Source organism: Streptomyces sp. NPDC058464 (assembly GCF_042721035.1).
In the GTDB taxonomy this organism is placed as follows: Bacteria; Actinomycetota; Actinomycetes; order Streptomycetales; family Streptomycetaceae; genus Streptomyces.
Genome location: NZ_JBHXMA010000017.1, coordinates 49,290 through 73,270 on the forward strand (window position 1 = coordinate 49,290; position 23,981 = coordinate 73,270).

The window sequence follows — 23,981 nt, forward strand, 5'->3', positions numbered from 1 at the left end:
ACCGCCCCGTACTGTCGAACCATGGCAGTCCCCGCACCCGCACCCTCTTCGGCCTACGACCCGGCGTCAGCCGACCGCTGGGCCCCCGAACCCGACAAACGCCCCGGCCGCACCGCCTTCCAGCGCGACCGCGCCCGCATCCTGCACTCCGCCGCCCTGAGAAGGCTCGCCGGCAAGACCCAGGTCGTCACCCCCGGCACCCCCGCCCAGGCATGGGACGCCAGCCCCCGCACCCGCCTCACCCACTCCCTCGAATGCGCCCAGGTCGGCCGGGAGCTGGGCGCCGCCCTCGGCTGCGACCCCGACCTCGTGGAGGCCGCCTGCCTCTCCCACGACCTCGGCCACCCGCCCTTCGGCCACAACGGCGAACAGGCGCTGAACGAGTTCGCGGACGACTGCGGCGGCTTCGAGGGCAACGCCCAGTCCCTGCGGCTCCTCACCCGCATCGAGCCCAAGCGGTTCACCCCCGAGGGCTCCGTCGGCCTCAACCTCACCCGCGCCGCCCTGGACGCCGCCACCAAGTACCCGTGGCCGCGCGGCGCGCACCCCACCGCGCCGGCCTCGCCCAAGTTCGGTGTGTACGAGGACGACCGGCCGGTCTTCGACTGGGTCCGCAAGGAGGCCCCCGGCACCCGGACCTGCTTCGAGGCCCAGGTCATGGACTGGTCGGACGACGTCGCGTACTCCGTGCACGACGTCGAGGACGGCCTGCACGCCGGTCACATCGACCCCGACTGCCTGCACGCGGAGCCGGAACGGCAGGCGGTGTTCGCCGTCGCCGTCGGCCTGTACGTGCCCGCCGACACCGACCCCGCCGAACTCGCCGCCGCCCTCGACCGGCTCCAGGACGAGGAGTGGTGGCCGCACGGCTACGACGGCACCGCGGTCGCCCAGGCCCGCCTCAAGGACGCCACCAGCCAGCTCATCGGCCGGTTCTGCCTGGCCGCGGAGGGCGCCACCCGCGAGGCCTACGGCACCGGCCGGCTCACCCGGTACGGCGCGGAACTCGTCGTACCGCGCGAGACCAGAATGGAGTGCGCGGTACTCAAGGCCATCGCCCACCGGTACGTCATGCAGCGCGCCGAGCAGGAGCGGCTCCGTGCCGACCAGCGGGTCGTCGTCGCCGAACTCGCCGAGGCGCTCACCGCCCGCGCGCCGGACGGGCTCGACCCGCAGTTCCGGACGCTGTTCGACGCGGCCGGTGACGACCACGCCCGCAAGCGGGTGATCGTCGATCAGATCGCGTCGCTCACCGACGCCTCCGCGCAGTCGCTGCACGCGCGACTGACGGGACGTATGTGAACACTTTGTGACTCTCTGCGACCCTCGGTGGCCTGATCGGGGCAAGATCGCGTCAGCGGGGGTCATTCCCTCTTCCCGCATCACGCTGCGTGCGGGAGGCTCACAGTGCGGCGCATGTGGGCGGCATATGTGGCGGCACCCTTACGAGGAGGCATCAAGTGGTCGACGCGGACCAGACTTTCGTCATCGTCGGAGGCGGACTCGCCGGCGCGAAGGCGGCCGAGACGCTCCGAGCCGAGGGCTTCAGCGGCCGGGTGATACTGATCTGCGACGAACGCGACCACCCGTACGAGCGCCCGCCGCTCTCCAAGGGATACCTGCTCGGCAAGGAGGAACGCGACAGCGTCTTCGTGCACGAGCCCGCCTGGTACGCGCAGCACGACATCGAACTGCACCTCGGCCAGACCGTCGACCGCATCGACCGCGCCGCGAAGACCGTCCGGTTCGGCGACGACGGCACGCTGGTCCGCTACGACAAGCTGCTGCTCGCCACCGGAGCGGAGCCCCGCCGCCTCGACATCCCCGGCACCGACCTGGCCGGCGTCCACCACCTGCGCCGCCTCGCGCACGCCGAGCGCCTCAAGGGCGTCCTCGCCGCCCTCGGCCGGGACAACGGGCACCTGGTCATCGCGGGCGCCGGCTGGATCGGCCTGGAGGTCGCGGCGGCGGCCCGGACGTACGGTGCCGAGGCCACCGTCATCGAGCACGGGCAGACTCCGCTGCACAGCGTCCTCGGACCCGAACTGGGCAACGTCTTCGCGCAGCTGCACGAGGAGCACGGGGTCCGGTTCCGCTTCGGGGTGCGGCTCACCGAGATCGTCGGCCAGGACGGCATGGTGCTCGCCGCGCGCACCGACGACGGCGAGGAGCACCCGGCCCACGACGTGCTCGCCGCGATCGGCGCCGCGCCGCGGGTCGGGCTGGCCGAGGCGGCCGGGCTGGAGCTGGCCGACCGGGCGCAGGGCGGGGGCGTCGTCGTCGACGAACGGCTGCGGACCTCCGACCCGGACATCTACGCGGCCGGCGACGTGGCCGCCTTCCCGCACGCGCTGTTCGGCACGAGGCTCCGCGTGGAGCACTGGGCCAACGCGCTGAACGGCGGCCCGGCGGCGGCCCGCTCGATGCTGGGGCAGGACGTCGCGTACGACCGGGTGCCCTACTTCTTCACCGACCAGTACGACCTGGGCATGGAGTACAGCGGGTGGGCGCCGCCGGGGTCGTACGACCAGGTGGTGATCCGGGGGGACGCGGGGAAGCGGGAGTTCATCGCGTTCTGGGTGAAGGAGGGGCGGGTGCTGGCCGGGATGAACGTGAACGTGTGGGATGTCACAGAGCCGATCCAGAAGCTGATCACTTCGGGGGCTGTGGTGGACACGGACGCGTTGGCGGATCCGCATGTGCCGTTGGAATCGCTCGTCTAAAGGGTTGCCGGGGTCTGTCGTCTCGCGGGTGCGGGTGCGTGGGGGGCTGGTCGCGCAGTTCCCCGCGCCCCTTTGGGGCGCTTCGGTGACCGTAGAATTCATCCGTGGCCGGACGGATCAATGACGAGGATGTGAAGGCGGTACGGGACGCGGTCCCGATCGACGCCGTCGTGTCCGAGTACCTCCAGCTGCGCAACGCGGGCGGCGGGAACCTCAAGGGACTGTGCCCGTTCCACGACGAGAAGTCGCCGTCCTTCCAGGTCAGCCCGAGCAAGGGACTCTTCCACTGCTTCGGCTGCCAGGAGGGCGGCGACACCCTCACCTTCGTCATGAAGGTGGACCACCTCTCCTTCTCTGAGGCGGTGGAGCGGCTGGCCGGCCTGGCCGGCATCACCCTGCGCTACGAGGAGGGCGGGTACAACCCGGCCCACCAGCGCGGCGAGCGGATCCGGCTGGTCGAGGCGCACAAGATCGCCGCGGTCTGGTACGCGGAGCAGCTCGCCACCAGCCCCGAGGCCGAGACCGGCCGGCTCTTCCTCGCCGAGCGCGGCTTCGACCAGGCCGCCGCCGTCCACTTCGGCGTCGGCTACAGCCCGCAGGGCTGGGACCACCTCACCCGCTATCTGCGCGGCCAGGGCTTCACCGACAAGGAACTGTTGCTGTCCGGGCTGTCGCAGGAAGGGCGGCGCGGGCCCATCGACCGGTTCCGGGGCCGCCTGATGTGGCCGATCCGGGACATCGGCGGCGAGGTCGTCGGCTTCGGCGCCCGCAAGCTGTACGAGGCGGACAACGGGCCCAAGTACCTCAACACGCCCGAGACCGCGATCTACAAGAAGTCCCAGGTCCTCTACGGCATCGACCTCGCCAAGCAGCACATCGCGAAGGCCAGCCGCGCGGTCGTGGTCGAGGGCTACACCGACGTCATGGCCTGCCACCTGGCCGGGGTGACGACCGCGATCGCCACCTGCGGCACGGCGTTCGGCGGCGAGCACATCAAGATCCTGCGGCGCCTGCTGATGGACAACGGCTCGGCCCGCGTGATCTTCACCTTCGACGGTGACGCGGCCGGGCAGAAGGCGGCCCTGCGCGCCTTCGAGGACGACCAGAAGTTCGCCGCCGAGACGTACATCGCCATCGCCCCCGACGGCATGGACCCCTGCGAGCTGCGCCTCGCCAAGGGCGACGAGGCGGTCGCCGACCTGGCCGAACCCCGCACCCCGCTCTTCGAGTTCGCGCTCCGCCAGATCGTGGCCCGCTACGACCTCGACACGCCCGCGGGTCGCGCGGCCGCCCTTGACGAGGCGGCGCCGATCGTCGCCCGGATCAAGAACAGCGGTGCCCAGCACGAGGTCGCCGTCCAGCTGGCCGGCATGCTCGGCATCCTCGACACCCAGTTCGTGGTGAAGAGAGTGGCCCAGCTGGCCCGTTGGGCCCGCGAGAAGGGCGGCGGCAGGACCTCCGCCCCGGGGCGCGGCCCGCAGCAGCCGTCATATGACACCGGCGGCTCCCGCCCGGCCGTCTCCGGCCCGGCCCTCAACCTCCGCAACGCCGTCTTCGCCACCGAGCGCGAGCTGCTGAAGCTCGCCCTCCAGCGCCCCGAGCTGGTCTCCCCGGCCTTCGACGCGTACGGCATCGACGAGTTCACCGCCGAGCCCTACGCGGCCGTACGCCAGACCATCATGGAGGCGGGCGGCGCCGAGTACGGCGTGCAGGATCCGCAGGAGTACCTGGTCCGGGTCCGCGAGGCGGCCGCCGACGACGCGGTCCGGGCGATGGTCACCGAGCTCGCCGTCGAGGCGATCATGCGCCGCACCGTCGACGAGAACTACGCGGGCGAACAACTCGTGACCGTCCGCCGCCGGGCCGTGGACCGCCGCATCCACGAGATCCAGATCACCCTCACCCGCCTCGGCAACGGCGGCGACCCCGCCCAACTCACCTCCGTGCAGAACGAGTTGTGGGTCCTCCAGCAGTACGGGCAGGCGCTGCGCGAGCAGGGCCCGGCCGCCCTCTGAGCCCCGCTCGGCCGACGGGATAACCGCGCGGTCACGGACCGGACGCAAAAAGTCACCGCACGCCCCTCGTGGCGGCGATGTGTCTTCCCCCACACTGGGGGCGGTGCCTGAGTCCTCGGAGCGCGGCCGGCCCGTCCCGGACGGGTCCCACACCCCCGCCGTTCCACTCATCGCGTACGGGACGGACAGCGGCGAGGCCGTCGTCTCCGCTCCCGAAGTACCGCTGCCGTACCCCCTGGCAGCGATCATCCTGGAGGTCGCCCCCGTGCAGACCCAGACCCTGACCCAGACAGACAGCAGCAGCACGCTCACGGACGATCCGGAAGCCGACAGCGGCGGCTATGCCGGCGTACCGCCGCAGAGCCGGGCCGCGCTGCACCCCGAGACCGAGCCGGAGGGCCCGGCTCCGGAGGAGCTCACGGCCGACGCCCCCGACGCTCCCGACACGGAGTCCGAGCCCGAGCCCGAGCCCGCCGCGTCGCGCGCCGCCGCCCGCGCCGACACCGCCGGCCCCTCCTCGGACCTGTTCCGCCAGTATCTGCGCGAGATCGGCCGTATCCCGCTGCTCACCGCCGCCGAGGAGGTCGAACTCGCCCGCCGCGTCGAGGCCGGCCTGTTCGCCGAGGAGAAGCTGGCCGGCGCCCCCGACCTCGACAGCGAACTGGCGCTGGACCTGGACCGGCTGGTCGTCATGGGCCGCATGGCCAAGCGCCGCCTCATCGAGGCGAACCTGCGGCTGGTCGTGTCGGTCGCGAAGCGGTACGTCGGCCGGGGCCTGACCATGCTCGACCTGGTGCAGGAGGGCAACCTCGGGCTGATCCGCGCCGTCGAGAAGTTCGACTACGCCCGCGGCTACAAGTTCTCGACGTACGCCACCTGGTGGATCCGCCAGGCCATGTCCCGTGCCCTGGCCGACCAGGCCCGCACCATCCGGGTCCCCGTGCACGTGGTGGAGCTGATCAACCGGGTCGTCCGCGTCCAGCGCCGGATGCTGCAGGAGCGGGGCTACGAGCCGACACCCGACGAGGTCGCCGCGCACCTGGACCTGGCGCCGGAACGGGTGGGCGAGGTGCTGCGGCTGGCGCAGGAGCCGGTGTCCCTGCACGCCCCGGTGGGCGAGGAGGACGACGTCGCCCTCGGCGACCTCATCGAGGACGGCGACGCTGCGAGCCCGGTGGAGTCGGCGGCGTTCCTGCTGCTGCGGGAGCACCTGGAGGCGGTGCTGTCCACGCTCGGGGAGCGGGAGCGGAAGGTCGTCCAGCTGCGGTACGGCTTGGCCGACGGCCGGCCACGCACGCTGGAGGAGATAGGGCGGATCTTCGGGGTGACGCGGGAGCGGATCCGGCAGATCGAGTCGAAGACTCTGAACAAGCTGCGGGATCACGCCTTTGCGGACCAGCTGAGGGGCTATCTGGACTGACGCCGGGTGCGGGTGCGTGGGGGTTGCTCGCGCAGTTCCCCGCGCCCCTCACGGGGCACGACCTGGCTGCGGGCAGGCGCGCCGCAGGGCGGCACGGGTGGGCGCCGCGGCACCCTGCAAGCGCCGGTAAGCGTCCCCACCCGTGCCGCACCCGCTCAGTCCACCTCCGCCACCGCCTGCGCGAACTGCGCCTTGTACAGCCGGGCGTACGCCCCGTCCGCCGCCAGCAGCTCCGCGTGCGCGCCCTGCTCGACGATCGAGCCGTTCTCCATCACCAGGATGGTGTCCGCGTCCCGGATCGTCGACAGCCGGTGGGCGATGACGAACGACGTCCGCCCGTCCGCCAGTTTGGCCATCGCCTTCTGGATCAGCACCTCGGTACGGGTGTCGACGGACGACGTCGCCTCGTCGAGGACGAGGATCGTCGGGTCGGACAGGAACGCCCGCGCGATGGTGATGAGCTGCTTCTCACCGGCGCTGACGCCCGTGCCCTCGTCGTCGATGACGGTGTCGTAGCCCTCGGGGAGGGTGCGCACGAACCGGTCCGCGTGGGCCGCCCGCGCCGCCTCCTCGATCTCGCCCCGGGTGACCTCGCGAGAGGCGCCGTACGCGATGTTCTCCGCGATCGAGCCGCCGAACAGCCAGGTGTCCTGGAGCACCATGCCGATCCCGGCGCGGAGTTCGTCCCGGGACATGCGGGTGATGTCGACGCCGTCGAGGGTGATCCGGCCGCCGGAGACGTCGTAGAACCGCATGAGGAGGTTCACCAGCGTGGTCTTGCCGGCGCCCGTCGGGCCGACGATCGCGACCGTGTGGCCGGGCTCGACCGTGAGGGAGAGGTCCTCGATCAGGGGCTTCTCCGGGTCGTAGCGGAAGGACACGTGCTCCAGGGCCACCCGGCCGCGCAGCTCGGCGGGGCGCTCGCCCGGCACCGGGTCGGCCGTCTGCTCCTCCGCGTCGAGGAGTTCGAAGATCCGCTCGGCGGAGGCGACACCGGACTGCACCAGGTTGGCCATGGAGGCGACCTGGGTCAGCGGCATCGAGAACTGCCGGGAGTACTGGATGAAGGCCTGCACGTCACCGATGGACAGGGCGCCGGACGCGACCCGCAGGCCGCCCACCACCGCCACCAGCACGTAGTTCAGGTTCGACACGAACATCATCAGCGGCTGCATCACACCGCTGTTGAACTGCGCCTTGAACCCGGCCTCGTACAGCGCCTCGTTCTGCTCGGCGAACTGCTGCGCCGACTCCTCCTGCCGGCCGAACACCTTCACCAGGGTGTGCCCGGTGTACATCTCCTCGACGTGGGCGTTCAGCTTGCCGGTGGTCCGCCACTGCTGCACGAAGTGCGGCTGCGAGCGCTTGCCGATGCGGGTGGCGACCAGGAAGGACAGCGGCACGGTGGCCAGGGCCACCAGCGCGAGGATCCAGGACACCCAGAACATCACCGCGAGCACGCCGACGATGGTGAGCAGCGAGTTGATGAGCTGGCCCATCGACTGCTGGAGCGTCTGGCCGATGTTGTCGATGTCGTTGGTGGCGCGGGAGAGCACCTCGCCGCGCTGCCGCTTGTCGAAGTAGGAGAGCGGGAGCCGGGACAGCTTCGACTGGACGTCCTCGCGCATCCGGTACATCGTGCGGTTGACGGCCCGGTTGACCATCCGGGTCGCCACCGCCATCAGCAGGCCGGCGACGAGGTACGTGCAGAGCGCGAAGAGCAGGACGTCGCCGACCTGGCCGAAGTCGATGCCCTTGCCCGGGGTGAAGTCGGTGCTCCTGAGCATGTCGGCGACGGTGTCCTGACCGCGCTCGTGCATGCCCTGGAGCACCTGCTCCTTGGTGGTGCCGGCCGGCATCTGCTTGCCGATGACACCGGCGAAGACCAGGTCGGTGGCCTTGCCGAGGATCTTGGGGCCGATCACGTTGAGGGTGACGCTCACGACCACGCAGAACAGCAGCAGGTAGATCGTGAACTGTTCGGGTTTGAACCGGGCGAGGAGCCGTTTGCCCGAGTTCTTGAAGTCCATCGAGCGCTGGTCGGGGCCGCCCCCGGCCATCATGCGTCCCATGGGCCCGGCCATCAGGCAGCCTCCGCTTCCGTCAGCTGGGAGAGCACGATCTCCCGGTAGGTCTCGTTGCCGTCCATCAGTTCGTGGTGGCGGCCGGTGCCGACGACACGTCCCTCGTCGAGGACGACGATCCGGTCGGCGTCTCTGATGGTCGCCACCCGCTGGGCGACGATGACGACGGTCGCCTCGGCCGTCTCCTGGGCGAGCGCGGCGCGCAGGGCGGCGTCGGTCGCGTAGTCGAGGGCGGAGAAGGAGTCGTCGAAGAGGTAGATCTCCGGGCGCTGCACGAGCGTGCGGGCGATGGCGAGCCGCTGCCGCTGGCCGCCGGACACGTTCGTACCGCCCTGGGCGATGGGCGCGTTCAGCCCGCCCTCCAGGTCGGAGACGAAGCCCTTGGCCTGCGCCACCTCCAGCGCCTGCCACAGCTCCTCGTCGGTGGCGTCCGGATTGCCGTACCGCAGGTTGGTCGCCACCGTCCCCGCGAACAGGTACGGCTTCTGCGGGACCAGGCCGACGGTCTTCGCGAGCAGCTTCGGTTCGAGGCCGGAGACGTCCTCCCCGTCCACCAGGACCTGGCCGTCGGTGGCGTCGAAGAGGCGCGCCACCAGGCCGAGCAGGGTGGACTTGCCGCTGCCGGTGGAGCCGATCACGGCGGTCACCTCGCCGGGCCGGGCCACCAGGTCGACGGCCTTGAGCACCGGCTCCTCGGCACCCGGGTAGCAGAAGCCCGCGGCCCGGATCTCCAGATGGCCGTGCCGGCGCAGCTCGGTGACCGGCGCGAGCGGCGGGACGACGCTGGACTCGGTGTCCAGGACCTCCTCGATGCGCTCGGCGCAGACCTCCGCGCGCGGCACCATCATGAACATGAAGGTGGCCATCATCACGGACATCACGATCTGCATGAGGTAGGCGAGGAAGGCGGTCAGGTCACCGATCGCCATCTGGCCGCTGTCGATCCGGTGGGCACCGAACCACACCACGGCGATCGAGGACACGTTCACGGTCGTCATGACGATCGGGAACATCAGCGCGAGCATGTTGCCGGTGGCCAGCTGCATGTCGGTCAGGTCCTTGTTGGCCTTCCCGAACCGGCCCTGCTCGTACTCGTCGCGCACGAACGCGCGGATCACCCGGTTGCCGGTGATCTGCTCGCGCAGCACCCGGTTCACCGTGTCGAGCCGCACCTGCATGGCCCGGAACAGCGGCCGCAGCCGGCGCACGATCAGCGCCACGGAGATGCCGAGGACGGGGACCACCGCGACCAGTACCCCGGACAGCGGAACGTCCAGGCCGAGGGCGAGCACGATGCCGCCGACACACATGATGGGCGCCGACGCCATCAGCGTGAACGCCATCAGGACCAGCATCTGGACCTGCTGTACGTCGTTCGTCGTACGGGTGATGAGCGAGGGCGCCCCGAAGTGACCCACCTCACGTGACGAGAAGGACTGCACCCGGTCGAAGACCGCGGCCCGCACGTCCCGGCCGAGCGCCGACGCGGTCCGGGCGCCGTAGTACACCGCACCGATGTTGCACACGACCTGTGCGAGCGAGATGCCGATCATCAGGGCGCCGAAGGACAGGATGTAGTCCGTGTCGCCCTTCACGACGCCGTTGTCGATGATGTGTGCGTTGAGCGTGGGCAGGTAGAGGGTGGCGCAGGTCTGCAGGAACTGCAGCAGCACCAGGATGGAGATGGGTTTCCTGTAGGGCCTGAGATAGGTCCGCAGAAGTCGTATGAGCACGCTACGTCTCTCGGAGTCGGCGGTGGGGGCGGGGTCGCTGGCCCGGAAAAAGGCGGGTCGCTTGCCCTAGGCCCCTATCGTCCGACACTCCACCCGCGTTACCTCAACCGATTAACCCGACAGCGGACGTACGCGGGCGCACACAGGCGTGCGCTTCGTGGTGTTTACGACCGGAACGCCCCTGGATGGGTCTGCTCCCGCACCGAGACGTACTGCTGCCGGACCGCCTGCCCGACGGCCAGCTCGTCACCGGGCTCCAGGACCTGCGCCGCCGCGCCCTGCCACACGGGCGGCGTACGCGGGTCCAGGGTCCCCTGCGAGACCCCGAGCGCCCAGGCCGCCTGCCGGGCCGCCCCGATCGCCGCGTAGTCCGCGGGCTGCGGTACGACGACCTGCGCGCCGAACAGCATCGGCGCCGCCGCCTGTACGGCCGGCAGCTCGGCGGCCTGCCCCAGCAGGAAGATCCGCCGCACCTCGACACCCCGGTTGCGCAGCACGTCCAGCGCGTCGGCGAGTCCGCACAGCATGCCCTCGAAGGAGGCCCGCGCGAGATGCTCGGCCCTCATCGACTCCCGGCGCAGCCCGGCCAGCGTCCCGGCGGTGTGCGGCAGGTTCGGCGTCCGCTCGCCCTCCAGGTACGGCAGCATGACCAGCCCGTGCGAGCCCGGCGTCGACTTCATCGCCAGGTCGGAGAGGCTCTCCAGGTCGGACAGCCCGAGCAGCTCGGCGGTGCCGCGCAGGGCCCGTACCGCGTTGAGCGTGGTGACGACCGGCAGGTGCATGCCGGTGGCGTCGGCGAGCGAGGTGATCATCCCGGAGGTGTCGGCGAGCGCCTCCGTGTGCACGGCCATGACCGACCCCGAGGCGCCCAGCGACACCACGGCGTCCCCGAACCCGAGCCCGAGGCCGAAGGCGGCGGCCATGGTCTCGCCGGTCCCCGCGGAGATCAGCAGCCCCTCCGGGGTGGTGCCGGCCGCGTCGGAGGGCCCGATCACCTCGGGCAGCATCGTCTGGTGCCCCAGGGCGAGTTCGACGAGGTCGGGCCGGTAGCCGCCGGTGGCGGCCGACCAGTACCCGGTCCCGGACGCCCCGCCCCGGTCGGTCGTCCTGCGCACCGGCCGCCCGAGCAGCTGCCACACCAGCCAGTCGTGGGCCTGCAGCAGTACGGCGGTCCGCCGGGCGTTCTCCGGCTCGGTCTTCGCCAGCCAGCGCAGCTTGGTGACGGGCTGCGCGGCCTGCGGCACGCACCCGACCGCCTGCGCCCAGGCCTCCCGGCCGCCCAGCGCGTCGATGAGATCGGCGGCCGCGACCTGGGCGCGCTTGTCGCCGCCGACCATCGCCGGACGGACGGTGTTGCCCTGCGCGTCCAGCGGGACCAGCGCGTTCTGCTGCGCGGACACGCCGATCGCCTGCACGCCCTCCAGGAGCCCGCCCCCGGCGGCCTCGCCGAGGGAGAGCAGCCAGGCCTGCGGGTCGACGTCACTGGGGCGCGCCGCGCCGTCCGGCGTGTCGACCGGGTGCGGTGCGTATCCCTGGCGGAGCACCGCACCGGTGTCCGCGTCGCAGACCACGATGCGAGTGAAATCGGGTGAGCTGTCCAACCCGGCGACTATCCCCATGCCCGAAATTCTGCCGCACGCTCCGCCGTGGTTCGGCCGACGGGCGCCGTTGGGGTGAGGGCCGGCTGTCGGGTGCGGGTGCGTGGGGGCCGTTCGCGCCCACGCGGCGGAGCCGCATATCGGACACGGCCCGCGCCCCTAGGGGGTTGTAGCCGGGCGCGTCGAAAAGTGGGCCTACGTGTTGCTCGTGCCCCAGTCGTCCTCGGCTACGCCGTTGGTGTTGCGGTCGCGCAGGGAGCGGACCCGGGCCGCCACCGAGTCGGGCATGTGGTCGCCGACCTTCACGCTGACCGTGTGGAAGGCCTTGCCGGCGTAGACGCGGCCCTGCTGGGCGGCGGTCTCGGCGGTGTTGCGGACGGCCGGGTTCTGGGCGACCTGCCGGGCCGACTTCTTCAGCTGCTCGTATCGCTCCCGTCCGGCCCTGGTACCGAGCACGTAACCCAGAGCGAGCCCGACGACGAACGTGAGCTTGTAGCGCATGACGGCCACCCTTCCCTCGTGGGGGATTCTCGTGGGGAGTACCGATTGGCGGAGCACCCCCCTGCTTGCGCTAATGTATGTGTCGCAGCGAGCGCCCGCCCCCTGGCGAATACCCAGGTGGGTACGTTCGATGCAACGAGGCATTCCTCCGTAGCTCAATTGGCAGAGCAGCCGGCTGTTAACCGGCAGGTTACTGGTTCGAGTCCAGTCGGGGGAGCTCGGTCCTCCGTAGCTCAATTGGCAGAGCAGCCGGCTGTTAACCGGCAGGTTACTGGTTCGAGTCCAGTCGGGGGAGCATGCTGAACGAGGGCCCCTGATGGGGTCCTTTTTCATGTCCGTCCCGTGCCCGCGGGAACCGCCGGGCCTGCACGGATGTCCTCAAGGTCATGAACGTCGCAGTTCGCCGACCAGCCGAGGCAGGAGATCGTATGAGCGGCTATGCTGCGGCAGACGGCGCGCACACATGTACGCGACACGCCGCTATGGGGCGGTAGCTCAGCCGGTTAGAGCAGCGGACTCATAATCCGTCGGCCGTGGGTTCGAGTCCCACCCGCCCCACCTGTGCAGGTCCCTGACCTGCGAAAACGCTCATTTTTGAGTGCTGGTTCGTCAGCTTTGCCTGAACGGACTGAATCCGCTGCGCGGGGGTTTGGGGTCCGGTGGCGCTCGGGGGAGTCCGAACCTCTCTGACCTGCGGTGGAGTGAGTGATCGAGGTTGTCGCTCGCTGTCCCGGCGACTGGCCCGAGGGCCGATGCCAAGGCCCAGGGGCCGTACAGGGCCGTACAGGGGCCGGGGGCGCAGTTGTGCCCAGGCTGACGGTGTGGACGGGCCGATTCGTTGTCACATCTGGTGACTGCGCGGCGTGGGCTGCCTTCCACGGCGCGGCCGGTCGAGTGCCGGGTCGCGCGCCAACGGCCCATTTCGGCAAGGTCCTCGACACCCGGCGGACCTGGGCCACGGGGACCTCGGCAACATCGTCGGCCAGCCCCAGCCCCAGCCCCAGCCGCGGAGTGTCCAGGATCCGGCACCACGAGATGCGGCCCGATGCCGGCGCGGCGACGAACGAGCAGAGCCAGGGCGCCCCCCCCGGCTCCTGGTGGCAACGCGAGTCGCCGCGCGAGCGGGCACAGGGGACCGGCGTCTTCCCCGCCGCCGCTGAACGGCGTCGGCGCCCCGTCACATCGGGCGGTCCTCGGGCGGGTTGCCCGTCGAATCCAGGGCGGGGGCGACCTTGTAGCGGGGCAGGTACGCCGCCGCCAGGGCCTGGAGGGTCGCGGTGGTGGGGATGGCGATGATGGCACCGACTGCGCCGAGCAGGGCCGCTCCGGCGAGTACGGAGCCGAAGGCCACGGCGGGATGGACGTCGACCGTGCGGGCGGTGATACGCGGCTGCAGGGCGTAGTTCTCCACCTGCTGGTACGCCGTCGCGAAGACGATCACCCACAGGGCGTCCATGGGCTCGACCGTCAGCGCCACCAGCGTCGGCAGGGCCGCGGCCACGTACGTTCCGACTGTGGGCACGAACTGCGAGATGACGCCCACCCATATACCCAGCGCCACCGGGTACGGGATGCCGAGGACCATGAAGGCCACCGTGTGGGCGAGCGTGGAGAACAGGGCGAGCAGGGCCCTTGAGTACATGTAGCCGCCGGTCTTGGCCAAGGCGACGGTCCAGGCACGGTGCGCGGCCGGCTGCCGTTGCGGAGGGAGCAGCGACAGGGCTGAGCGGCGCAGGCGGGGGCCGTCGGCGGTGAAGTAGTACGCGAAGAGCCCGACGGTGAGCAGGTCGAAGACCCCGCCGACGACGGTGGTGGACAGCCCCCAGAGGTGGTCGGCGGCCTGCCGGGCGTACGTCTCGACGGTTCCCGTGTCGTCGGTCAGGCGGTCGGTGGTGAGGCTCGTGCCGAAGGTGTCGTTGATCCGTTCGACAAAGGTGGCGAGCAGTGCCGGCAGTCGGTGCGAGACCTCGGCCGTCTGGTCGATCAGCAGGGTGAGCACGGCGGTGGCGAAACCGGCGAGCGAGGCCACGGTCACCGCGAACACGAGCAGGGTCGCGGCGGCCCGGCCCATGCCGCGGGCCTGGAGGCGCGACACAGCCGGCTCCATCACCATCGACAGGAAGAAGGAGACCAGCAGCAGCACTCCGAGGCCGACGAGCTGCCGGGCGGCCCAGACCGTCATCTCGAACACCGCCGTGAGGACGAGAGCGACGGCGATCGCTCTGGGCAGCCAGGCCGGCATCGGCGTCGGGGCCGGGGCGTTGGACTTGGACACGGTGGTGTGGCGTTCCTGTCTCTGGAGGCCGTGGGGTCGAGCCGCCGCTCACACCCTTCGGGGCGAGAGCGGCGGGCGGGATCCCGTCAGGCGAAGCGGTGGACGAACGTCAGGGCCGTTTCCGCGACTTCCTGCCAGCCGCTGTCGATGGTGAGGGCGTGGCCCCGGTTCGGGATCTCGGTGATCTCGGTGACGCCGGGGTTGTGCAGCTGCTGCTTGTAGGACGCGTTGGCGATGGCCCACGGAACGGTGTGGTCCTTCTCGCCGGAGATGATCAGCAGCGGGCCGCGGTCGGGGTTCTCGGTGTCGACCTTCGCCTCCGTCCAGGGGTTGAGGTTGGCGGTGGCGGCCTGGAAGATCGGGGCGCCGGGCGCCGGGACGGCGAACGTCTCGAAGAGCTCCTTGGCCTCTTCCTCGCTGACCGCGTTGGCGAAGGCGTAGCGGAACTGCTCGAAGGTGAGCGGGACCGCCCGGTGCCGGTTGGCCGGGTTGCTCAGTACCGGCGCGGACGAGCGGAGCGCGGACACGGGCAGGGGCAGGACGCCGCGGAAGGGGGCCGGGTCGATGGCGACCGAGGCGGCGGACAGGCCGCGGCCGGCGAGTATCTGGGTGAGCAGGCCGCCGAAGGAGTGGCCGACGACGGCGGGCTTGCGGTCGAGGCGGCCGATCAGGGCCGCCAGATGGTCGGCGACCTGCCCGACGGTCTTGCCGGCGAACACCTCGGGGTGGCTGTTGGCCTCCGCCACGGTCTCCGGGTCGTCGGGCCAGGAGAGCGAGACGGCGGCGTAACCCGCCTGGTCGAAGTACTCCACCCAGCGGTCCCAGCTGCTGGGCAGCAGCCACAGCCCGTGGACGAATACCACGGGTGTCCTGCCGGAGTCGTTGGCGGCCTGGATCTGCTGTTCATCGTGTGCGGACATGGCGGCAGGCTAGGAAGCGCGGGACGCGGGTCGCGACCGTCAGATGACGGGTCTGTCGACGTATTCGACGTATTCTCCGCCGCACTCCGCCCGGACCTGGGCTCCGAGGGCGTCGCGCAGCGCCGCGCGGGAGCGGATGCCCAGCTTCGGGAAGATGTTGTACAGGTGGGTGCTGACCGTGCGCGGGGAGATGTACAGCCGGGCGCCTATCTCCTTGTTGCTGAGTCCGGTGGCCGCCAGGTCGGCGATCTGGAGTTCCTGGGGGGTCAACAGGCCTTCCTCGCCGAGTGGTTCCGGCTCCGCCGGCGGCGTCAGGGCGGCGAGCTCCGTACCGGCCGCGGAGGCCCAGGGCGCGGCGCCCAGCTCCTCCAGCGTGTGCAGTGCGGCCGTCAGGTGCTCGCGGGCGGCCTCCGGGTCGCGGCCGTGGGCGCGCAGCCAACGGCCGAAGGCGAGCTGGACCCGGGCCCGGTCGAAGGGGGCGTGGACGTCGGCGACCGCCAGCGCCCGCCGGAATCCGGCCTCGGCCGTCTCCACCGGACCGGCGAGGGCCGCCGCCGCGTGTGTCAACAGCGCAAGCCGAGGCGAGAGTTCACCGAGACACGCGCTCCGCGCCATCGCGACGTGGACGCGTGCCTCGGCGGTCCTGCCCGTGTACACGGCCGCCTCCACCAGGTCGTACACCGACCAGATCGCGCGCGGGTTGAGCGGGGGGAGGGTTCCGGGCGGGCTGACCAGCGCGCAGTCGCGGTACGCCGTCTCGTAGTCCCCCTGCCCCAGGGCGAGCAGCGCGCGGGCCTGCCGGGCCGATACCTGGAGCAGGCCCAGCCGGCGCGGTTCGCTCCAGGCGAGGATGGTGCGGGTGAGCGTGCCGACGGTCTCGGCGTCGCCCCGGACGGCCGCCACCAGGGCGAGCTGGGAGGCAAGCCGGAACCCCGCGAGGCGGTGCCCCAGCTCCTCCGCCATCGCCAGGCCCTCCCGGGCCAGCGCCTCGGCCTCGGTGAAACGGCCGGCGAAGAAGGCCTCGTGACCGAGGAGGATGGTGCCGTAGGACCACTGCACGAAGGTGCCGCCCTCCCGGGAGCGCCGGGCGACCCGCATCCAGTGCTCGCGGTACTCGGAGGCCTCGTCGAAGTAGACGCTGAGCATGGAGAGCTGGGTGACCGGCCGGGGGCCCGCGTCGGGCGGGAGGGCGGCGAACGCCCGCCGGATCCGCCGCCGGACCTCCGGCGCCCGCTCCTGCGGGGCGTCGAAGGCCAGGCAGTAGAGCCGCACCTGGTCGGGGGCGTCCTGGCAGCGTTCCAGCACCTCCGGCCACAGGTCGGTCCGCTGGGCGTAGAACGCCACCAGCGTGAGCAGGAACTGCAGTTCGCCGACGACCTCGCGGACCGCAGCGGGCGACGGCTGCGGCTCGGCACCACCGGTCTCGGCGCCGTCCGTCCCGGCGGCGAGCAGTCCGTCGATCACACCGGTCAGCAGCCGGTGCGCGGCCGTCGCGTCCCCATCCGTCTCCAGTAGCGCGTACACCCTGGCCAGGGTGGCGCGCGCGGTGTCCTGGGGCGAGGCCCGCTCCCAGTACCCGTCATCGACGAGGACCGCGGTGACGTCGAGGGCGCCGGACTGGGCTGCGGCGTACGCCGCGTGCGCCAGCCGTCGGCTGCGCTCGGCCGGCTCCGGGCTGAGCTCCGCGGCCCGGCGCAGCGCGGTCACCGCGAGGGTGGCGCTGCCGCGCCCCAGCGCCGCGTGCCCCGCCTGCTCCAGATCGGCCGCGAGGTGCTCCTCGGGCCCCAAGGAGGCGGCGACCAGGTGCCCGATCCGGCGTTCCGGGTCCCGCTCCAGTGCTTCGGCCAGAGCGCGGTGCGCCGCCCGCCGTCGACCGGGCCGGCAGGTGCGTACGACGGCCGAGCGGACCAGCGGATGCCGGAAGACCAGTCGGCCGGCCCGTGCGTCCACCCGCACCAGGCCTGCCTCCTCGGCGGCCAGGAGCGCGGCGTCGGCCTCTTCCATCCCGCCCGGATACGCCGCCCAGATCGTGCGTAGTCCGCCGGTCCCCTCCAGCGCGGCGACCAGCAGCAACTCCAAGGTGGCCGCGGGTAGTTCACGGAGCCGCGGAGCGAAGAGCGCCTCCAGCCGGTCGTCCACGGGCAGGGACAGCGGCAGCGGGGCGGCACCGGTGAACTGCTCCCGGGTCAGCAGGGCCGGCAGCTCCAGCAGCGCCAAGGGATTGCCCGCGGCCTCTTGGAGCAGCCGTTCGGAGGCGTGCGGGGCCAGCCCGGGGTGGGCCGCCCGCAGCAGGGCAGCGGCGGACCGCTCGTCCAGTGTCTCGACTCGCCGGCGCAGCAGTCCGTGCCGATCGAGCGCGTGCGCATGGCCCGCCCGGCCCGCAACCAGCAGGTCCACCGGAAGCCCGGACAGTCGGCGCGCCACGAACTCCAGGACGTCGCCGCTCGCCCGGTCGAGCCATTGGACGTCGTCGATCACGACGAGGACCGGATCGTCCTCCGCCGTGCGCCGCAGGGCTTCGACTACGGCGACGGAGGCCGCGAAACGCTCCGGCGGTGCCTGGGCCACCGAGCTGCCGAGGATCCCCTCCAGTACCGCGCGCTGCCCCGGCGGCAGCCGGTCGAAGCCGTCACGCATGCCGAAGAGCAGCTGGTGCAGGCCGGAGTAGGCCAGCGTGACCTCGGACTCCACGCCGGCGAAACGCAGCACCCGGAACCCCGAGGCCCGTGCGCCGCCCGCGGCGGCCTCCAGCAGCGCGGTCTTCCCCACGCCGGCCGGGCCCTCCAGCAGGACAGCCGTCCCCGCGCCCCCGTCCGCCAGCCGCCGACGCAGCTCCGCGAAGAACTCCAGGTCCGCCGATCGCCCCAGTAGCCCGACGGCATCCCCGCCGACGGGCCCGGGCCCGGACGACTGCTCGATGGACATGCAGGCTCCTCACCATGCTCAGTGGCCGCCGGGAAGGCGACGGCGGACAGACCGTCAGGTGACGTATGGCCCGACGCGGTCGCCGGGCCCTGGAATGGCTCCCGGTGCGCCGGTCCCGGTGCACCGGAGCGGCTACGAAAGGCGGCAGGGCGCCGAGATGATCTCCAACCTGACCCGGATGCGGGCCATCGACGACGCGTGGAACGAACGCGACTGGGATGCGTACGAAGCGCTCCTCGCCCCGGACCTGACGGCCTGGGCGGCCGGTGACGAAGACCCGCACGGACGGGCCGAACACGTCGTCCGGGCACGCGAGTTCTGCACCCTCTTCCCGGAGAACCACGTGGTCACCCAGCCCTACGTGGCCGCGTTCGGACACGGTGACCAGACCTGCACCGTCGCCCGGCTGCGCGGGCGCGTGACGCGGCCGGTACGGCTCCCCGACGGGACCGAGGCGGCGGCGACCGGCCGGACCTTCGACGTCGCGTTCACCACGGTCTGCCGCTGGCAGGCCGGGGCGATCGTCGAGCAGTACGAGTTCATCGACCAGGAGTCCCTGCGGCGGGCCCTGGGTGTCGGGTCGTGAACGGCGGGCCCGTACCGCGCATGGTGATCCCTTCGTCGGGGAAGCCGGAGCAAGCCGGAAGAGGCATGTGCCGTCACCGTAGGTCCCGGGCCGGGCCCGCCGAATCCTTGAGACCCGTAGTCCGCCCGTCCTACGGCCCCCGGGCCCCGGACCCGGCCGCGTCGCCCGGATCACCCCCGGCACCCCCGTCACCCCCGGCACCCCTGTCTACGAGTGCCGCCAGCGCGTCCCGCAGTTGTCCTCGGGCCGTCACGCCCAGCTTCCGGAAGGTCTTGCGCAGGTGGTACTCGACGGTGCTGGGGCTGAGGAACAACTGCGCCGCGATGTCCCGGTTCGGGGCGCCCGCGGCGGCCAGCCGGGCGATCCGCGCCTCCTGCGGAGTGAGATGGACGGCGGATTCCACCGGACGGTGCCGCAACCGCGCGCCCGTGGCGGCCAGTTCGGTCCGGGCGCGCCGGATGTAGAACTCGGCGCCCATGGCCTCGAACAGGGCGAGAGCGGTCCGCAGACTGTCCCGCGCCTCCCGCCGCCGGCGCCGCCGGCGCAGCCACTCGCCGTAGACGAGGTGCGCGCGGGCAGTCTGCGGCCGGGCCGCGGACGCCTCCAGGTGCGCGATCGCCTCCAGGTACAGCTTCTCGGCCTCGTCGTCGTCCGCGACCAGCGCGCGCGAGCGGGCCAGCAGGCCCAGGGCCATGGGGGTGCCGCTGGCGGTCGCGACGGTGTGCAGTCGGGTCAGCGCGGCCTGCGCGGTCTCCGGGTCCCCGGACCGCTGGGCGGCCTCGACCAGTTCCGGTAGGACGTTCGCGCTGGTCGGCCCGGGGGTGTCGGCGGCGAACACCCGCCGTCCATGGGTCAGCGCGGCCGGGTAGTCGCCCAGCGCCACCTCCAGCTGGCACAGGGCCAGGTGCGGGACGAGGGCGCCGTAATGCTCCCGGCCCGCGGCCGTCGCCTCTCGGATATGGGCCCCGGCCGCCTCCCTCGCGGCCCGCTCGGGCCCGGTCACGCAGTACAGCAACTCGGCACCGCCGCCCGTACGCCCCTGCTGCCGTGTCGTCAGATCGGACAGGTCGGCCGCGGCCCGGCCGAACTCCGCCGCCGCCGTGAAGTTGCCGCGCCACAGCTCGGGTATGGCCCGCAGCAGCAGCGCCAGCGACAGGGCGCCGTGCGCGTCCCGGGCCCGGGCCAGTTCGACCCAGCGTGAGGTGAGCGCCAGCAGGCCCTCCAGGTCCCACATCTCGCCGGCGAGCACACTGCCCAGGTTGAAACCGCGCAGATCCTCGCTGCCGAGCAGGCTCCGCACGCAACGCCGGTAGAGAGGGTAGGCGGCCTCGGGACCGTCGAGCAGTCGGGCGGTCAGCGCCGCGCTGATCAGGTCGGTCGGAGAGGCGGAGTCCGCAGAGGCGGAGTCCGGGGCGGCGGATGTCAGCGCGCGTACGGCCCGTGCCACCGTCGTCATGTCGGCCTTGCCGGTCCAGGTGGCCGCCTCCAGCGCCTGGAACAGCGTGTCGCGGGCCGCCCGTTCGTCGCCCGGGAGCAGCAGTTCCGCCGCCTCCAGCAGCAGTGGGACCGTCTCCCGTACCTGCCCCTGGGCGAACCGGATCGCGGCGAGCAGCCGTAGCCGCTCCGCCCGTCCGGACCCGGCCCGAGGCAGCGGAGCGACCTGCCGGAGCATGGCCTCGGCGGCGACCGGGTTGCCGGTCTCCAGGGTCGCGCGCGCCGCCGCCAGCAGTCTGCCGGGCCGGCGCGCCTCGTCCGTGGTCAGTTCCACGGCCCGGCCCAGCAGCCGCGCCGAGGCGGCGTAGCCACCGCGGTCCACCGCCCGCCGCGCCGACTGTTCCAGGTCATGGGCGAGGTCCTCGTCGGGGTGGACCGCGGCCAGCGCCCGGTGCCAGATCCGGCGGTCCGGGTCGCCCTCCTCGGCGGCCAGCGCCTCGTGGGCCAGCCGGCGTTCCTCGGCCGACGCACCGTGGTACACCGCCGAGCGCAGCAGCGGATGCCGGAACCCGACCCCCTGCCCGAGCACCAGGAGCCCCCGCTCCTCGGCCACCACGGCCGCCGCCCGCCCGGCACCCATCCGGCCCGCGGCCCGCCATACGAGGTGGGCGTTCCCGGAGGTCTCGGCGGCGGCCACCAGCAACAGGGTCCTGGTGGCGGCCGGGACCGCTGCCACCCTGCGCCGGAAGACCTCTTCGAGACGGCGCCCCACCGGCAGTGGGTCCGGGAGCGCCGCCGCGCCCGCCAGCTGCTCGGCCGACAGTTCCCGGGCCAGTTCCAGCAGGGCCAGCGGATTGCCGCGGGTGCCCGAGACCAGCCGCTCGGCGACCCGGTCGTCGATGTGCGCACCGCTGATCAGGTCTCTGGCGATGTCCGCCGGGAGCCCCTCCAGGCGGAGCTCCGGCAGCCCGGCGAAGACCGGGCCGCCGTCGCCGTCGGGGTCACGGATGCCGAACAGCAGGGCGATACGGCCGGCTCCGGCGCGGCGGGCCACGAAGGCCAGGGTGTCCGCGGACTCCCTGTCCAGCCACTGGGCGTCGTCCACGACGCAGACGACGGTCTGCCCGGCCGCCGCCTCATCCAGCAGGCCCAGCGTGGCGAGGCCGACCAGGAAACGCTGCGGCGCGGGACCGGACTCCAGGCCGAACGCGGTGCCGAGCGCCCGACGCTGCGGCTCGGGCAGGGCGGGCAGACCGGCCATGAACGGCGACAGCAGCAGCTGCAGTCCCGCGTACTGCAGGTCCGACTCGGACTCGATCGCCGCGATGTGGCTCACCCGGGCGGAGCCGGCCAAGGCCACCGCGGTCCGCAACAGCGACGTCTTGCCGACGCCGGGCTCACCGCGCACCGTCAGCACCCCGCCGTCGCCGCCGTCCGCCCGCGCGACGACATCCCGCACCGCGGCCAGTTCGGCGGTACGGCCGAGGAACCGGGTGCCGGCCGGGGACAGCTCGTGAGACATGTCGTGGCACGTGTCGTGAGACATGGCACTCCTTCCGCCTGTCCGGCTGCTCAGGTCCGGGTGCCGTCGCCCGGGTGGTGCCGCGCGCGCCATTCGCCCGGCGAGATGCCGTAGGCCTCCTTGAACAGCCGCCCGAAGTGACTGGCGTCGGCGAAGCCGCGACCGCGGGCCACGGAGGCGACTGTATGCCGGAGCTTGTGCGGGTCGGCCAGGTCGGCGCGGCACGCCTCCAGCCGGCGGGCGCGGATCCACTCGCCCAGCTCGATGCCCGAGCGGGCGAGGACGGCATACAGGTGCCGGACGGAGATGCCGAACTCCCCAGCGATCCGCGCCGCGCTCAGCGCGGGATCGTCGGCATGGAACCGTACGTGCTCCATGATCCGCAGCGCCAGCGTGTCGTCCAGCGGACCGCGGGCCAGATCCGCCGCACCCAGCTGGGTGGTGATCACCGCCCGGACCAGTTCGACGGTCGACCGGTCCAGCCGCTGCGCGGCGGGACTCTCCGGCAGCGCGCGTGAGTCGGCCAGTCGCGAGAGATGGGCCGCCGCCAGGGCGGCCACGGGGTTGGCCGGCCCGAGCCGGGTCGCCGTGATCTGCCCGAGCAGCCGGTCGGGCAGGGCGAGACGGGCACGCGGCACGCAGAAGTAGTGGTGGTGGGTTCCGTTCGCGTTGACGGCGGTGAAGGGCCGCGAGCTGTCCACGAGGACCAGGTCGCCGGGGCGGACGACCGCCTGACGGCCGTACTGTGCGACCGTGGCGGTGCCCGACCGCTGCACGGCCAGGATCAGCCGCGCCTCGGAGCCGTCCCGGGTCTGCCGGGCGGTGCGCCGGATCGTCAGGGGAGTGGTCCGGGCGGAGAACTGGGTGAGCCCGCCGACCCGGCGGATCAGGCCCCGCGCGGCGATGGCGCCGATGGCGGGGTGGTGGTCGACGTCGACCCACAGGACCGAGGGGCCGACGGCGGCACGGAGCGCCTCGGCCCGATCCATCGGGGCCAGATCCCGTACGTCGAAGGTCACGGCCGTCATGATCGGTTCCTCTGGGCTGCTCGAACGGTCGACGTCGGCCACGGCAGGCGCGGCCCGCCCCGAGAATAGGCGCCCGGCGCGGCACGGAAACCGGTGTTGCGTGCACGGCCGTCTGCGTGCCGTGCACACCGGCTCCCCGCCCGCGCGCACGGGCCTTTCTGCCCGTCACCCCGGTCGGTTACGCTCCCGGCCAGGCATGAAGTCGCATTGGAGCACCTCGACGTACACCGTCGACGACCGGGCCGAGGCGATACGGCAGACGATCCGGGACCGCGTCGTACCGGTGCACATCGCGCTGCCCGAGCGGCCCGAGGACGTGTACTGCGAGGTGTCGATCACCGGCATCGGACGCGTCCAGCTCAGCACCGTCCGGGCCAGCCCGGCGACCGTCGAGCGGTCCCTGCGGCTGGCCATGGCCGACTGGGAGCCCTGCCTCTTTCTCAGCCTCCAGCACGCCGGGACCAGCAGCGTCGTCCAGGACGGCAGGGCGGCCACCATCCGGCCCGGCACCCTCGGCTTCTACGACACCCGGCGCCCGTACACCCTGCTCTTCGACGGCGGGGTGGACACGCACTTCTTCCGGATACCGGTGGCCGAACTGGGCCTGCCGGAGGCCGTGCTCGGCGATGTCACCGCGCGCGTGCTCGGCGGCGGCGACTCGGTCGCGGCACTCGGCGCCTCCTACCTCTCCCGGCTGGCGGCCGCCCCCGACCTGCACACCGGCCCGGCGGCGGAGCACCTGGCCGCGACCACCCTGGAGATGGTCCGGGCCGTGATCGCCGACGCCTGTGACCTGGAGGTGGCGGCCCGCGCGGCCCGCGAGGAGACCCTCGGCCCACGCATCCTGGAGTACCTGCGCCGCCATCTGACCGACCGTGACCTCACACCGGGCGCGGTGGCGAAGGCCCACCACATCTCCCTGCGCCACCTCTACGCCGTACTCGCCCGCGAGGGCGTCAGCCCAGGCGAGTGGATCCGCCGGCAGCGCCTCGAAGGGGCCCGCCGGGAACTGGCCGCGCCGGGGGCCCGTCGCGACACCATCGCCGCCGTGGCCCACCGCTGGGGCTTCACCGACGCCTCCCGGTTCGGCCGGTCCTTCAAGGAGGCGTACGGCATGACCCCGCGCGAGTACCGGGACCGGCCGCACACGCCCTGACGGGTGTCCGCCCCCCCCGTCCGCCGCGCGGGGCACTCTCCGGCGCATCCCATCCTCCCCG

General features: G+C 72.4%; 15 protein-coding genes and 3 tRNA genes. 9 read left to right on the forward strand and 9 right to left on the reverse strand.

What is annotated here, in order from left to right; all coding sequences use genetic code 11:
* Positions 1–21 precede the first annotated feature (21 nt).
* The 4 genes from ACFWPQ_RS22770 (at position 22) to ACFWPQ_RS22785 (ending at position 6,158) form a co-directional block, all read left to right on the forward strand.
* On the forward strand, positions 22–1,302 hold the full coding sequence (locus tag ACFWPQ_RS22770; RefSeq protein WP_384037580.1) for a deoxyguanosinetriphosphate triphosphohydrolase: 1,281 nt from the start codon (positions 22–24) through the stop codon (positions 1,300–1,302).
* Positions 1,303–1,460: 158 nt separating this feature from the next.
* The gene (locus ACFWPQ_RS22775; RefSeq protein WP_384037583.1) at positions 1,461–2,723 is read left to right on the forward strand and encodes an NAD(P)/FAD-dependent oxidoreductase; all 1,263 of its coding nucleotides are present in this window, start codon (positions 1,461–1,463) and stop codon (positions 2,721–2,723) included.
* A 104-nt stretch (positions 2,724–2,827) separates the two neighbouring features.
* Entirely contained in the window at positions 2,828–4,738 is a 1,911-nt protein-coding gene (gene dnaG / locus ACFWPQ_RS22780; protein WP_384037586.1) for a DNA primase, read from the forward strand.
* 103 nt (positions 4,739–4,841) lie between these two features.
* Positions 4,842–6,158: a sigma-70 family RNA polymerase sigma factor gene (locus ACFWPQ_RS22785; RefSeq protein WP_384037589.1), complete on the forward strand. Its 1,317-nt coding sequence runs from the start codon at positions 4,842–4,844 to the stop codon at positions 6,156–6,158.
* A 155-nt stretch (positions 6,159–6,313) separates the two neighbouring features.
* Here ACFWPQ_RS22785 and ACFWPQ_RS22790 read toward each other — a convergent pair whose 3' ends face one another.
* The 4 genes from ACFWPQ_RS22790 to ACFWPQ_RS22805 form a co-directional block, all read right to left on the reverse strand.
* The gene (locus ACFWPQ_RS22790) at positions 6,314–8,242 is read right to left on the reverse strand and encodes an ABC transporter ATP-binding protein (protein WP_384037592.1); all 1,929 of its coding nucleotides are present in this window, start codon (positions 8,240–8,242) and stop codon (positions 6,314–6,316) included.
* Entirely contained in the window at positions 8,242–9,975 is a 1,734-nt protein-coding gene (locus ACFWPQ_RS22795; protein WP_384037597.1) for an ABC transporter ATP-binding protein, read from the reverse strand. Before ACFWPQ_RS22795 ends, ACFWPQ_RS22790 begins: the two co-directional genes overlap by 1 nt.
* Positions 9,976–10,139: 164 nt before the next feature.
* Positions 10,140–11,594: an FGGY family carbohydrate kinase gene (locus ACFWPQ_RS22800; protein ID WP_384037600.1), complete on the reverse strand. Its 1,455-nt coding sequence runs from the start codon at positions 11,592–11,594 to the stop codon at positions 10,140–10,142.
* Between the two features lie 174 nt (positions 11,595–11,768).
* Entirely contained in the window at positions 11,769–12,074 is a 306-nt protein-coding gene (locus tag ACFWPQ_RS22805) for a YtxH domain-containing protein (protein WP_384037603.1), read from the reverse strand.
* A gap of 144 nt (positions 12,075–12,218) precedes the next feature.
* On the opposite strand from ACFWPQ_RS22805, the gene ACFWPQ_RS22810 reads away from it, so the two are divergent.
* The 3 genes from ACFWPQ_RS22810 to ACFWPQ_RS22820 all read left to right on the forward strand — a co-directional run bounded on the left by ACFWPQ_RS22810 (position 12,219) and on the right by ACFWPQ_RS22820 (position 12,632).
* Positions 12,219–12,291: transfer RNA gene (locus ACFWPQ_RS22810), tRNA-Asn, on the forward strand.
* Between the two features lie 5 nt (positions 12,292–12,296).
* Positions 12,297–12,369, forward strand: a tRNA-Asn gene (locus tag ACFWPQ_RS22815).
* Positions 12,370–12,558: 189 nt separating this feature from the next.
* Positions 12,559–12,632: transfer RNA gene (locus ACFWPQ_RS22820), tRNA-Ile, on the forward strand.
* 619 nt (positions 12,633–13,251) lie between these two features.
* On the opposite strand, the gene ACFWPQ_RS22825 is transcribed toward ACFWPQ_RS22820, so the two are convergent.
* From ACFWPQ_RS22825 to ACFWPQ_RS22835, 3 genes are all read right to left on the reverse strand, one after another.
* Positions 13,252–14,349: an AI-2E family transporter gene (locus tag ACFWPQ_RS22825; RefSeq protein WP_384037606.1), complete on the reverse strand. Its 1,098-nt coding sequence runs from the start codon at positions 14,347–14,349 to the stop codon at positions 13,252–13,254.
* An 86-nt stretch (positions 14,350–14,435) separates the two neighbouring features.
* The gene (locus ACFWPQ_RS22830) at positions 14,436–15,269 is read right to left on the reverse strand and encodes an alpha/beta hydrolase (protein WP_384037609.1); all 834 of its coding nucleotides are present in this window, start codon (positions 15,267–15,269) and stop codon (positions 14,436–14,438) included.
* Positions 15,270–15,308: 39 nt separating this feature from the next.
* Positions 15,309–18,194: an AAA family ATPase gene (locus ACFWPQ_RS22835; RefSeq protein ID WP_384037612.1), complete on the reverse strand. Its 2,886-nt coding sequence runs from the start codon at positions 18,192–18,194 to the stop codon at positions 15,309–15,311.
* A gap of 157 nt (positions 18,195–18,351) precedes the next feature.
* Between ACFWPQ_RS22835 and ACFWPQ_RS22840 the strand changes: the two genes are divergently transcribed.
* Positions 18,352–18,780: an ester cyclase gene (locus ACFWPQ_RS22840; RefSeq protein WP_384037615.1), complete on the forward strand. Its 429-nt coding sequence runs from the start codon at positions 18,352–18,354 to the stop codon at positions 18,778–18,780.
* A 130-nt stretch (positions 18,781–18,910) separates the two neighbouring features.
* On the opposite strand, the gene ACFWPQ_RS22845 is transcribed toward ACFWPQ_RS22840, so the two are convergent.
* Together ACFWPQ_RS22845 and ACFWPQ_RS22850 are read right to left on the reverse strand one after the other, a co-directional pair.
* Entirely contained in the window at positions 18,911–21,760 is a 2,850-nt protein-coding gene (locus ACFWPQ_RS22845; RefSeq protein WP_384037617.1) for an AAA family ATPase, read from the reverse strand.
* A gap of 26 nt (positions 21,761–21,786) precedes the next feature.
* The gene (locus ACFWPQ_RS22850) at positions 21,787–22,764 is read right to left on the reverse strand and encodes a helix-turn-helix domain-containing protein (RefSeq protein ID WP_384037620.1); all 978 of its coding nucleotides are present in this window, start codon (positions 22,762–22,764) and stop codon (positions 21,787–21,789) included.
* 196 nt (positions 22,765–22,960) lie between these two features.
* On the opposite strand from ACFWPQ_RS22850, the gene ACFWPQ_RS22855 reads away from it, so the two are divergent.
* Complete coding sequence (locus ACFWPQ_RS22855; RefSeq protein WP_384037623.1) at positions 22,961–23,920, forward strand: helix-turn-helix domain-containing protein; 960 nt, start codon at positions 22,961–22,963, stop codon at positions 23,918–23,920.
* The last annotated feature ends 61 nt before the right edge of the window (positions 23,921–23,981 follow it).